An 11,617-nucleotide genomic window follows, 5' to 3' on the forward strand; every position below is an offset into this window, starting at 1 on the left:
GCCCGGAACGGGCTCCGGTATCCGCTTCTTGATCTTCGAGATCGTGTGGACCTTCACCTGTCGAGCCCACGGCCCATCGATGGTCCGCAGATTCCGCCCCACGAGATGCGCCAGGCCAAGCTCGTCGGCAAGCTGCGAAATGGCCGTCTCGACATCGAGCGACAGGTTGGTGACAAGCACCTCGTCACCGTGGAATACGAGGCTGTTCGACCAGAGAAAGCCGATCGGCGCGCCGTTGCGATCGATTCCTCCGAAGTCCCCCAGCTTGGCGATGACGCGGCCCTGCGTGGGCTCGAGCACGACAATCTCATTCGACTGGTTGCACGCGATCCAGAGGTTGTCGTGCTCGTCGATGATCAGACCGTCGGGCCCGCCGCCGATCCGGTTGACGAACACTTCAGGCGTTCCGGGCTCGAGTGTCGAGYCGGTCACCGGTATCTTGACGATGGTGTCGTTCGCCGTATTGGCGACGAACAAGGCCGTCTTCTTGTTGTTGAACGCCAGACCGTTCGCGCCGATGGTTGGCGGTATCCGCGTCGGCTTGAGCAGCGCGCTGCTGACCCATGCGGACGCTTCGCCACCGTCGGGTCCGACTTTCCAGATGATGCCCTGGTGGGCGTCGGTCACGTACACGTTGCCGGCACCGTCGAACGTCATCCCGTCGAGGCCGGGTTGCTTGCCCGTGACCGTCATGAACACGGAGGAGGCACCGGACCTGTGATCGACGCTCAGGACCTTCCCGGCCCCGTAGTCGACCACGAGCAACTTGCCCGTCCGTGGATGGAAACCGACGTCGAGCAACAACCTGCTCGAGCCCTCGATTCCGACACTGCGCAGAAGCTTGCCCTGCGGGTCGAACACAAGGAGCGTTCCCTCGCTCGACCTGGGTTTGTTCGCCGCCACCGTGACGACATAGACGTTGCCCTCGCGGTCCGTGGTGATTCCCTCGGGATGCGCTTCCCCCAAGGGCAGCGTGGCGAATGTCTCGACCTTGCCGCGCTCCCACGCATTCGCGGCGAGCGGTGTTGCGAGCAACACCAGCCATATCAGCATCGGCAGGACCAGCAGTGCCTTGGCTCTGTTCATCTCATKTCTCCTGGATCGAGGGTTGATGGATCGTCTCTGATGGACCCGGTGGGGATCGTGCGCCGTTCAATACGACTTCGGCAATCCGAGCGCCTGCTCGGCGACGTAGCACAGCGCGAGCTCCTGCGTCACCGGGGCGAGCAGGGACAGCACGCTTTCGCGCAGGCCGCGCTCGACGTGATACTCCTTCGCGAAGCCAAAACCGCCGTGCGTGCGGACCGCGCGCAATGCCGTCTCATAGCCGGCCTCCGCGGCCAGATACTTGGCCGCGGTGGCCTCGACCCCGCACGGCTTGCCGGCGTCGTAGAGCGCAGCGGCCTTCCACATCAGGAGTTCGGCGGATTGCAGGCGCATCCAGCATTCCGCGAGCGGATGCTGGATCGCCTGGTTCTTGCCGATCGGCCAGCCGAACACGACGCGTTCCTTCGCATAGGCCGCCGCGCGCTCCAGCGCCGTTTCGCCCGCACCGAGCGCCGATGCCGCGACGAGAATCCGCTCGGGGTTCAGCCCGTGAAGCAAGTACTTGAAGCCCTGGCCTTCCTCGCCGACGCGATCCCCGACGGGAATCTCCAGCCCGTCGATGAACAGTTCGTTCGAGTCCACGGCCTTGCGCGCCATCTTCTCGATTTCGCTGATGCGTACGTGCGAGCGGTCGAGATCCGTATAGAACAGCGTCACGCCATCCATTGGACGCGCGCAGTCCTCGATCGGCGTCGTGCGCGCCACCAGCAGGATCTTGTTGGCGTGCTGCGCGGTCGAGGTCCAGACCTTCTGGCCATTGACGATGTAGCGGTCGCCGTCGCGGCGGGCGAACGTCCTGACGCGCGTGGTGTCGGATCCGACGCTGGGCTCGGTCACGCCGAAGCAGGCGCGATCGGTGCCGGCGATCAGCGGCGGCAGCATGCGCCGCTTCTGCTCGTCGGTGCCGAACACGACCACCGGCTGCGGGCCGAACAGGTTCAGGTGCACCGACGACACCGCCGCCGAGCCGAGCTTGCCGATGGTCCGCATCACCGTCGCTGCCGCCGAGATCCCAAGGCCGGCACCGCCGTGCGCCTTGGGCATGGTTACGCCGAACCAGCCGCCGCTCGCGACCGCGTCGCAGAACTCGCTCGGCCAGCGCCCGTCGCGGTCGCGTTCGAGCCAGTAGTCGGGGCCGAAGTCCGCGCAGAGGGCTTCGACGGCATCGCGGATCGCGAGCTGGTCGCCGGAAAAGTCGAAGTTCATGCCGAAAGTTCCTGCAGCAGGCTTTCGGGGACATCCACCGGAAGGTCGAGCAGCATCTGCGCCATGCCCTTGCCAAGCGAATCGTTGCGCAACGACGCCATGCCGCCGCCGCCGAGCGCCTGCTCGCACACCAGGTTGATGGCATGGATGCCGGGCAGCTCGTAACGCTTGACCTGCCCCTGCACCAGGTGGCCGAGGTACGTCTTCACACGCTCGGGCGTGACCTGCTCTTGCAGCACGGGCAGCAGCGCCGGATGGCGCGCGATCAGGCCGATGTTGGACGTGTCGCCCTTGTCGCCACTGCGCCCGAGCGCGATCCTCACGAGCGGCACGGTCTTGCGCGGACCGGCGGGAAGCGCGAGCTCTTCGCTCGCAAGCGGCTCTGGCGCGGCTCGGGGCCGCGCTGGCGGCAATGCCACCATGGCGGTCGTGCCGTCTATCGTCACGGTGGGCGTGACCTGTTCCTTGGGAATGAGCCAGGCGACCTGCCGCAATACCGGCGACACCGAGGGACGGCCGCCCGTACCGGTGGTACCCGGCGACCATGATGTACCGGGAGCGGCGAACTCGCGGCTGAACATCTCCAGTGCGCGCCGTTCCGCATGGGTGGCCGTCAGGCGCAGCACCACTTCGCGCGTCGGCAGTGTCCGCGCATGCGGGCCATAAGCGGACTCGGTGCCCAGCAGCTCGATCCTCGTGGCGAGGAAGTGCTCGAACCCGTGCTCGCGCAGCAACCGCTGTCCACGTTCGAGCAGCGCCTCGCCGGTTCGCTTCGCCTTGGCAGGGGCATCGATCCCCACAATGGTGAGCTGCCCCGACAGCCTGAAGCCTGCGTGTGCGGTGGCGCTGACCTTGTACGTATGCGTTGGCGGTCGGCCGCGTGCGCCCGTCACACGTACACGATGCTGCCCCACCTGCTCCAGGTGCACCGCACGGAAGTCGCACGTGACGTCCGGCAGGAGGTAGTTGGCGGGATCGCCGATCTCGTACAGCAGCTGCTCGCCAAGCGTTCCCGGCGTGACGAGCCCGCCCGTGCCCGGCGGCTTGGTGACGATGAAGTCGCCGCCTGCGCTGCACTCGACAATGGGATACCCGATGTCGGCCCAATCCGGCACGCGCTCCCAGTCGGTGTGCAAGCCGCCGGTGGCCTGGCAGCCGCATTCGATCAAGTGGCCGGCGAGACTGCCGGCGGCAAGGCGGTCGAAGTCGTCGGACGTCCAGGCGAATTCGTGCATCAACACCCCGAGGGTGACCGCGCTGTCGACGCAGCGCCCGGTGATCACGATGTCGGCTCCCGCTTCGAGCGCGCGTGCGATCGGAAGCGCGCCCAAGTAGGCGTTCGCCGTGACGAGGCGCCTCGGCAACGGCTCGCCATTGGACATGTCGACCGCCCCCTCCTGGCGCATCGCATCAGCCAACGGGAGCACGTCATCTCCTTCCACGACCGCAACGCGCACTTGCACGCCGAGCTCATTGGCCAATGCCTGCACCGCCGCGGCGCAGCCCTGCGGGTTCACGCCGCCTGCGTTGCTGACGATTCGGATGCGCCGCTCGACGGCCTGCTTCAGCACCGAGCGCAGCGCCACCGTCACGAAGTCCGTGGCGTAGCCTTCTTCCGGCTTCTTCATGCGCGCGCCGGCGAGGATCGACATCGTCAGCTCTGCGAGATAGTCGAACACCAGGTAGTCGATGCCGCCGTCACGCACCAGTTGCTCCGGCCCCAGGCGGCTGTCGCCCCAGAAGCCCGAGGCGCCGCCGATGCGCACCAGCTTGCCCGATCCCGCCGCGTTCACTTGCCAGTCCATTGCGGCCTCCTCTTCTCCTTGAATGCCGCGATGCCCTCGCGCGCATCCTGCGTCATCGCCAGCAACCCGATCTGCCCTTCGCCGAACGACATGGCCTCCTCGAAGGACATCGAGCCCATCGCCTTCATCGCATACAGGCCGCGCCGTAGCGCCGTGGGCGAGTTGGATAGCAGCCGGGACAGCAGGCGCTCCAGCGCCCCATCGAGATCGTCCGCCACCTCGTTGACCAGGCCGATTTCGCGTGCCCGCGCGGCATCGACCGGGTCGCCGGTCAGGCACAGCTGCGCCAGGCAACGCTGGGGGACCTGCGACTGCAGAACGGCCAGCACCTGCATCGGGAACACGCCGACCTTGGCCTCCGGCAGGCCGAAGATCGCGCGCGGCGCCGCGAGGGCGAGATCGCACATCGCGAGCAGGCCCATGCCGCCGGCCATGCAGGCGCCGTTGACCCGCGCGACGAGCGGCACGGCAAGCGTGCGCGCCGTACGCAGCAGGTCCGCATAGGCGATGGTCGGCGTCGCGAAATCGAATGCGAAGGCATCCGCGCCCAGGTCGGCGCCGGCGCAGAACGCTTCCTCGCCTGCGCCGGTGAGCACCACGGCGCGGACCGTCGGGTCGGCCTTCACGCGATGCAGGGCATCCTGCAACGCGGCGATCACTTCCGCATTGAGCGCATTCCGGCGCTCGGGGCGGTCGATGGTCAGCACCAGCCGGCCGTCTTGCCGGCCCTCCTTGACGAACGTCGTCATGCCTCGACTCCCATTTCGCTCGCCGCCGTCGCCACTTGCGTCACGCCGGTCTCGACCATCTCTTGAATCTGCTGCGGCGAGTAGCCGGCCTCGGCCAGGACCTGCGCGCTGTGCTCGCCCACGAGCGGCGGCGGCCGCAGCGGCGGCAGCGGCGTCTGCGGCCACTCGCTCGGCACTGCCATGGTCCGCAGCGTGCCCTCGGTCGGATGCTCGTACTGCTGGAAGAACCCGATGTCCTGCAGGTGCGGGTCGTCCAGCAGCGACTCGAAGGTATGCGCCGGCAGCACGGGGATGCCGAGCGGCTCCAGCAGTTCGCGCCATTCCTGAGTGGATTTCGTGGCGAGCTTGTCGGCGAGGATCTCGTAGAGCGCTTCGACATGCTGCGTGCGCGATTCGCCGTCGGCGAAGCGCGGGTCGCTCTCGAACCGCTCGGCCTCGCCGACCGCGCGCATGAAGGCCTTCCACTGCTCGTCGGTGTAGACGACGAGGCACACCAGGCCGTCCTTCGTGGCGTACGGCCGCCGCTGCGGGTTGAGCAGCCGCGGATAGCCGAAGCCGCCGCGCGGCGGGATGAACGTATGGCCGTACAGATGATCTCCCAGCATCATCTGCGCGGTCGTCTCGAACATCGGCACGTCGACCGCCTGCCCGCGGCCCGTGCGTTCGCGCGCGAGCAGCGCCGCGCAGATCACGCCGAACGCGTACAGGCCCGTAGCCCGGTCCGAGAGGTTGAGCGGGGCGTAGCGCGGCACGTCGGATCCCGCCCGCACGCTGGCCTCGGGGATCGCGACTGCCGCCTGGATCAGGTCGTCGAAGGCGCGCAACGCTGCATAACGGCCGCGCTGGCTGAAGCCAAAGGTGCCGACGTAGACGATGCGCGGGTTGACCTGCCGCACCGCCTCGTAGTCCAGCCCTAGGCGCTTCATCGCCTGCGGCCGCACGTTGTAGACCAGCGCGTCGGCCGTCTGCGCGAGCTTCAGTGCCGCTTCCTTGCCTTCAGGGCGCTTCAGGTCGAGCACGATGCTGCGCTTGTTGCGGTTCAGGTTGAGGAACAGCGGGCCGGCGCCCGCGCGCCCGCCGGGACCGGTGGCGCGCAGCATGTCGCCGCCGGGAGGCTCCACCTTGATCACATCGGCACCGAGGTCCGCCAGCATCTGGGTCGCCGAAGGACCCATGACGACTTCGGTGATGTCGATGATGCGCAGGCCTGCGAGAGGCCCGGCTTGATTCGAGTCGTCTTTCATGCGGCCTCTGCTCCTCTTTGCGGTCAGGAACCGTTCACGTCCGCGCCGTTGCCGCGGATGTAACCGACCGGGCCGATCCCCTGCGCCGTCGCCATGGCTTCGGTCAGATGCTGAACCAGGACCGCGTCAGTGAGCGAGTGGAACGTGCCGTCGTCGTTGAAGCTGACCTGCGCGCCTTCGAGCCAGGCGATGACCACCGTGTCCTCGGTGTTGTCCTCCGGGCAGTAGAAGGTGTGCACCGAGCCGACCGGCTCGTACAGGTACGAGCCCGCCGTTTGCGGCTGGTCGGGGTACTCGCGGTAGCACCAGCGGCCCGAGAGCGTGTACACCTGCGCCGCGCCCGTGTGGTAGTGCAGCGGCAGGGCGCAACCGGGGGCACAAACGGCCATGAAGACCCACTCTCCGCGCTCCGGGTCCAGGCGCAGCGGCTTGATGTGGATGCCGGGGACACCGAGGATGTCCTTGAACAGCGGGATCTGCTCGATGTTGACCGTCAGCAGCCTGTCCTGCGGCATGGCAGGCAGCGGCAGCGGGGCGCCGGTGATGGTGGTGAGTTGGGTGGGCAGTCGTGCGGTCATGGGGGTTCCTTTCAGAGTGGATGCGAGGACGGAAGCCGTCCCTTGATGAAGAAGCCGGACGCCCGCCGGCCCGTCGGGCAGCGCAGGGCCACGCCGGCCCCGCTTGGGAGAAACAGGAAGTCGCCCGCCGCGAGCTGGAAGTCCTGCTCGCCGGCGCGCGCATCGACGTGTCCGTCTTCGAGGTAGAGCACCTGCTCGGCGTCCGGCCTCGGGGCGCACGACAGCGCGCTGCCGTCGGCCATGCGCAGGGCCTCGATCTCGACCCACTGCGCGCCGACGGTGTCGCGGTCGATGAGGGCACCGGTGGCTGCGATGGCGTCGTCGGCGGCCAGCACGCGGACTTTGCCGCGCGGCGAGACCGCGGGGTCGGGTTCGGTGATCGTTTGCGCCGGGTTCTCGCCGTATGGCGGCGCATAGACGACCAGCACCCGCCCGGGCTGGTCGCTGGTCACGCGAAACGAATGGAACGCGCCTGCCGGCACATAGCTCCAGCTGCCGGGGGCCAACGCTTCGACTCGGCCCTCGGCTTGCGACTCGCCGGTGCCTTCCATCATGTAGGCGCATTGCTCCAGGTACGGATGGGCGTGCGGCTTCGCGCCGTGCGACTTCACGATCGTGCCGATCAGCACTTCGAGCGCCGTCGCGCCGACGGTCTCGGGGCAGATCACGCGCACGTTGGAGGTGCCGGTGTGGTTGGCCGGCGAATAGGCGGCCAGGTCGGCTGCCCTGACCAGGGTGGGGACAGTCTTCATCTTTATTGCGTTCATTCCGGTTGAATCCCTGCAGTCTTGACGGCGGCGGCCCACTTCGCCATTTCGGATGCGACGAATGCGCGCAGCTCCTCGGGTGTCGATCCGCGGCTGCGGCCGCCGGTCCTGGAAAACTCCTGGCGCACCACGGGGTCGGCCATGGCCGCGCGCAGCAGTTCGCTCAGCTTGGCGACCGTGTCCTTCGGCGTCTTCGCGGGAACGAAGACCGCGGACCACACTGTCACCTCGAAGTCCTTCAAGCCGGCTTCCTTCAAGGTGGGAACGTCGCGCAGCAGCAGCTCGCGATCGGCGCTCGAGGTAGCCAGCGCGCGGAGCTTGCCGCTCATCACGAGCGGCAGCGCCGGGCCGATGTCGCAGAACATGAAGTCGATCTGGCCACCTATGAGGTCGGTCAGGGCCTGTGGCGTCCCCTTGTAGGGCACGCCAAGCAGGTCGGCGCCCGTGGCCGTCTTGAGCAGTTCGCCCGCAATGCGGCTCGAGGAGTTGCCGTAGGCGAAGCTCATCGGCTTGCGGTCGGCCCGCAGGTGCGCGAGGAGCCCGCGGATGTCGCGGTGAGGACTCTCAGCCGGCACCAGTAGCAGCAGCCCGATGCTGCCGATCGTGCTGACCGGCTCGAAGTCCTTGACCGGGTCGTAGGGCAGCTTCTTGAACATCGCCGGGTTGGCAGCATGCGTGGTGTTAGTCGTCAAGAGCACCGTGTACCCGTCCGGTTCGGCCGCGGCCGCCGCCTGCGCCGCGATAAACCCGGAAGCGCCAGGGCGGTTGTCGACGATGACGGGCTGCCCGGTCTTGGCGGTGAGCCATTGGCCGAGCACGCGGGCCCCCGCGTCTGTGCCGCTGCCGGCCGGGAATGGCACGATGAATCTGACCGGCTTGGCCGGGTAAGGCGCGTCAGCCGCCATCACCTGCAGGGGGAACAGGACGGCCGCCAGCATGACGATCGATTTCCACATGGTGCGTCTCCAGACCTAAATGTCTAATGTTAGAAGTTTAGGAGTTATGAGTCCGGCTCGTGCTCAGGATTTACCCTTGTACTCAGAACCGGGGGGACTTCAGGCGGGGTTGCGGCCGCCGAGCGGGCGCCGCGCCGGCTCGGTGATGCCCGGCACCGCCTTCAAGGCGGACGCGGGCACGTCAATTTCTGAGACGAAACGGTCGCCGCGATACCATGTCATGCCCGCGTACAGCACCGCCCCCTTGGCATCGAGGAGGCACCGCGACATCTTCGCCACGGGCGAGGCGAACGGGATCTTCAGCATGTCGCACACCGGGTAGTCCCCCGGCATCACGGTCATGCGCTGCCGCGCACGCTTGCAGCGGGGGCCGAGCTCGTCGAGCACCGCAGCGAGCAGCTTGCGCTTGCGGGCGACATCCCTGGGCAGGGCATCGTAGATGGCCGCCGGCACGTAGATCTCGGCATAGCAGAACGGCTCGCCGGAATAGGTGTGCAGTTTGCGCACGCAGACGTTGTCCTGGGCCGGCCGGTCCTCAGCCCCGAGCAACTCGGCCGGCACCTGCACACTGCGGCGAATCTCGAGGATTTGGAAGGCCAGCGCTTCCGGTTCGGCGAACGGATCGTTGATGGCCAGCTCGATGTCGCCAGTGACAGCCGGCAGTGCTGCGACGTGGGTGCCGACGCCGCGCTGGCTGCGGATCAGTCCCTCCCGCGACAGCAACTCGTAGGCCTGCCGCACGCTGACGACAGCCACCCCCAGGTCAGCCGCGAGCTGCGTGATCGGCGGAAGCTGCGAACCGAGCGCGTACTCGGCTTTTGCGATGCGGTGCCTCAGAAGCGATGCCAGCCGCTGGTACTGCGCGACGCCGCGCTCGGTGCCGAACTCCTGCGCTGGGGTCCCGCTGATTCGATCGTGTTTCATTCTAAATGCCTAACTTTGCAATTATGCATCGGCATGCGGCCGCGAGACGCCGCCCGCGCTCCAGGGGTTCCGGCACTGGCAGCTCCATTGTTGCGATGCGAACGGCTTCCTTCCCTTCGACGCCCAGGGCTCGCAGGGCGCTGGCGACCGACTGCTCCGCGAAGTCCTTCGGCGAGCGCATGGGCAGCATCGCGTGCACGCTCCCCAGGACCGCCATGAAAACGAGAACCCGGCCACCTCGCCGTTCGTCGTGGCAAGACGGATGGTCAGCCTCATGCCGGTCGAGACCTGGTCATCGCATTGTCTCAACCGCACAACGAAGAACCGAATTCAGGGGTCGATATTGCATAGATTTGGATCGATCTTGCATGAACTTCCCCGCCTCGGAAATCCGACCAAGATGCAATAGCGACAACTTCCCAAAAGGAGGTTGGCCCGGGGGTCCCGTAGGAGCACCAAGTTCCAGTCACGGTAAGCCATCCGAGCCCTATGTTCAACCTTGGAAAAATTGCAATGAAGAAATCTCTAGTCGCCCTGGCTGCTCTGGCTGTTGCCGGCGTTGCCTCGGCCCAGTCATCGGTCACCCTGTTTGGAATCGTTGACACGACCATCAGCAGCTTTTCGAACAAGTCAGAAGGCGCTCTGGGCCAAAACGTCACAACCAGCCAAACGGTGATGCGTAGCGGGGGCTACAACTCCAGCCGTCTGGGGTTCCGTGGTACGGAAGACCTCGGTGGAGGTCTGGCCGTCGGCTTCTGGCTCGAAAGCGCTCTGAACAGCGACGACGGCACCGGTGCCGCAACCGGCGGCGGCATCAACTGGCAGCGTCGTTCGACCGTGAGCCTCTCCGGTGCTTTCGGTGAACTGCGCCTCGGCCGTGACTTCACCCCGACCTACTGGAACGACACCGTGTTCGATCCGTTCGGCACCAACGGTGTGGGTACCAACCTGATTTCGACGGCCAACGGCTACAACAACCCCGGCAGCACGATCTCGCAAGGCGGCTTCACGGCGAACAATCAATACATCCGCGCCAGCAACTCGGTCGGCTACTTCCTGCCGCCGAACCTCGGCGGCTTCTATGGTCAATTCATGTATGCGTTCAATGAGCAGATCAGCTACGACCCGGGCACCCTGACGCCTCCTGGCGCGGCCGCGATCGTTGCCAATCCGGCACTCGCAACCGTCGGAAACAACGCACGCGCCGGCCGCTATGTCGGTGGTCGCGTCGGCTACGCCACCGGCCCGCTGGATGTCGCCCTTTCCTACGGTCAAAGCACTGTCGCTTCGAACTACTACGCCGGCACGACCAACAACCTGGACTCGTTCAGCGTCGGCGCTTCGTACGACCTCGGCGTAGTCAAACTCTTCGGCGAGTACGCGGATTCCAAGCTGAAGCAGGATTCGTCGACGCAGTTCGTCGCCACCGCAACCAACCCGTACGGCTTCCGTGACCCCAGCTTTAACGGCTGGCTGGTCGGCGCGACCATGCCTGTCGGCCCTGGGATGATCCGTGTTGCGTACTCGGCAGTGGACTACAAGAACACCGGCGCGTACATCGGCCAGGTGTACGGCTTCCGTCCGGACCCGAAGGCAGACAAGTTCGCCCTGGGCTATGTGTACAACCTGTCGAAGCGCACGGCGCTGTATGCGACTGCGGCACGCATCAGCAACAAGAACGGGGCGGACCTGAGCGTGGGTGGACCGGCTTTCTACACGACAACCAATGCTCAGACTGGCACGCTGACTCCGAAGAGCTCGACCGGCTACGACTTCGGTATCCGTCACGCTTTCTGATCTGACGACGGCACAAATCGGATTCACTAGGTACTAGGTAGATCCTGAAGGCCACCCGGCAACAGTCGGGTGGCCTGCTTCACCTCGTCGGCTAAGCCTTCACGCCTCAACATTTACGAAACGCCGCCGCCTGTCTGCGAACGTTAAAGCTCCGTCCCTTCGACAGGGTGCGCGGAAGATCTATTCGTCAGGGCGAAAGCAAGGGAAATTCTCAAATGCAGAACAGCATCCCACCCAGACTCAATGCAGAAAAGATGATCGTGATCTTGCCCCCGAAAAACGTACTCCATAGCTGATGGTCAAATTCAGTGATTGGAGAGAAGAGAAATGAGCAAGAGAAAAGACGGGCAACCGCGTGGCAGGTACACGCTCGAATTCAAGCTGGAGGCGGTGCGACTGGTCAAAGGCGGCCAAGCGGCGTCGGTGACGGCCAAGGTGCTGGGCATGCCGAAGCAGACGCTGGACAACTGGGTGCGGCTCAGCG

Annotated in this window: 11 protein-coding genes; 2 read left to right on the forward strand and 9 right to left on the reverse strand. The window is 66.1% G+C overall.

The annotated features are described in order from the left end of the window. The 9 genes from AC1D2E_RS32425 to AC1D2E_RS32465 form a co-directional block, all read right to left on the reverse strand. A partial coding sequence (locus tag AC1D2E_RS32425) for an SMP-30/gluconolactonase/LRE family protein (protein ID WP_478201204.1) occupies positions 1 to 1,086 on the reverse strand: 1,086 nt, incomplete at its 3' end. 66 nt (positions 1,087 to 1,152) lie between these two features. After that, a complete protein-coding gene (locus AC1D2E_RS32430) occupies positions 1,153 to 2,313 on the reverse strand; it encodes an acyl-CoA dehydrogenase family protein (protein ID WP_478201205.1) in 1,161 nt (386 codons plus the stop codon). Next, on the reverse strand, positions 2,310 to 4,118 hold the full coding sequence (locus AC1D2E_RS32435) for an acyclic terpene utilization AtuA family protein (RefSeq protein ID WP_478201206.1): 1,809 nt from the start codon (positions 4,116 to 4,118) through the stop codon (positions 2,310 to 2,312). The genes AC1D2E_RS32430 and AC1D2E_RS32435 overlap by 4 nt, the downstream gene beginning before the upstream one ends. Beyond that, the gene (locus AC1D2E_RS32440) at positions 4,103 to 4,867 is read right to left on the reverse strand and encodes an enoyl-CoA hydratase-related protein (protein ID WP_478201207.1); all 765 of its coding nucleotides are present in this window, start codon (positions 4,865 to 4,867) and stop codon (positions 4,103 to 4,105) included. The genes AC1D2E_RS32435 and AC1D2E_RS32440 overlap by 16 nt, the downstream gene beginning before the upstream one ends. Beyond that, positions 4,864 to 6,111, reverse strand: coding sequence for a CaiB/BaiF CoA transferase family protein (locus AC1D2E_RS32445; protein WP_478201208.1), 1,248 nt, complete (start codon positions 6,109 to 6,111; stop codon positions 4,864 to 4,866). The genes AC1D2E_RS32440 and AC1D2E_RS32445 overlap by 4 nt, the downstream gene beginning before the upstream one ends. Before the next feature lie 23 nt (positions 6,112 to 6,134). After that, positions 6,135 to 6,689 (reverse strand): 2,4'-dihydroxyacetophenone dioxygenase family protein, encoded by a 555-nt coding sequence (locus tag AC1D2E_RS32450; protein WP_478201209.1) that lies wholly within the window; start codon positions 6,687 to 6,689, stop codon positions 6,135 to 6,137. A gap of 11 nt (positions 6,690 to 6,700) precedes the next feature. Then, positions 6,701 to 7,441, reverse strand: a complete 741-nt coding sequence (locus AC1D2E_RS32455; RefSeq protein ID WP_478201210.1) for a cupin domain-containing protein — start codon at positions 7,439 to 7,441, stop codon at positions 6,701 to 6,703. A gap of 11 nt (positions 7,442 to 7,452) precedes the next feature. After that, the gene (locus AC1D2E_RS32460) at positions 7,453 to 8,412 is read right to left on the reverse strand and encodes a Bug family tripartite tricarboxylate transporter substrate binding protein (protein WP_478201211.1); all 960 of its coding nucleotides are present in this window, start codon (positions 8,410 to 8,412) and stop codon (positions 7,453 to 7,455) included. A 99-nt stretch (positions 8,413 to 8,511) separates the two neighbouring features. Next, positions 8,512 to 9,336, reverse strand: a complete 825-nt coding sequence (locus AC1D2E_RS32465; protein WP_478201212.1) for a GntR family transcriptional regulator — start codon at positions 9,334 to 9,336, stop codon at positions 8,512 to 8,514. A gap of 513 nt (positions 9,337 to 9,849) precedes the next feature. Here AC1D2E_RS32465 and AC1D2E_RS32470 point away from each other — a divergent pair. After that, positions 9,850 to 11,133 carry a porin gene (locus AC1D2E_RS32470; protein ID WP_478201213.1) on the forward strand — a complete coding sequence of 428 codons (1,284 nt, stop codon included), beginning with the start codon at positions 9,850 to 9,852 and terminating at the stop codon, positions 11,131 to 11,133. 327 nt (positions 11,134 to 11,460) lie between these two features. Next, positions 11,461 to 11,617, forward strand: a 157-nt coding sequence (locus AC1D2E_RS32475) for a transposase (protein WP_478201214.1), incomplete at its 3' end; no start/stop codon positions are given.

The organism is Variovorax sp. P1_H2 (assembly GCF_056405295.1).

Excerpts from the sequence above, each read along its gene's own strand:
- AC1D2E_RS32430 (WP_478201205.1), bottom strand. The coding sequence starts at position 2,313 with ATGAACTTCGACTTTTCCGGCGACCAGCTCGCGATCCGCGATGCCGTC.
- AC1D2E_RS32435 (WP_478201206.1), bottom strand. The coding sequence starts at position 4,118 with ATGGACTGGCAAGTGAACGCGGCGGGATCGGGCAAGCTGGTGCGCATC.
- AC1D2E_RS32440 (WP_478201207.1), bottom strand. The coding sequence starts at position 4,867 with ATGACGACGTTCGTCAAGGAGGGCCGGCAAGACGGCCGGCTGGTGCTG.
- AC1D2E_RS32445 (WP_478201208.1), bottom strand. The coding sequence starts at position 6,111 with ATGAAAGACGACTCGAATCAAGCCGGGCCTCTCGCAGGCCTGCGCATC.
- AC1D2E_RS32450 (WP_478201209.1), bottom strand. The coding sequence starts at position 6,689 with ATGACCGCACGACTGCCCACCCAACTCACCACCATCACCGGCGCCCCG.
- AC1D2E_RS32455 (WP_478201210.1), bottom strand. The coding sequence starts at position 7,441 with ATGAAGACTGTCCCCACCCTGGTCAGGGCAGCCGACCTGGCCGCCTAT.
- AC1D2E_RS32460 (WP_478201211.1), bottom strand. The coding sequence starts at position 8,412 with ATGTGGAAATCGATCGTCATGCTGGCGGCCGTCCTGTTCCCCCTGCAG.
- AC1D2E_RS32465 (WP_478201212.1), bottom strand. The coding sequence starts at position 9,336 with ATGAAACACGATCGAATCAGCGGGACCCCAGCGCAGGAGTTCGGCACC.
- AC1D2E_RS32470 (WP_478201213.1), top strand. The coding sequence starts at position 9,850 with ATGAAGAAATCTCTAGTCGCCCTGGCTGCTCTGGCTGTTGCCGGCGTT.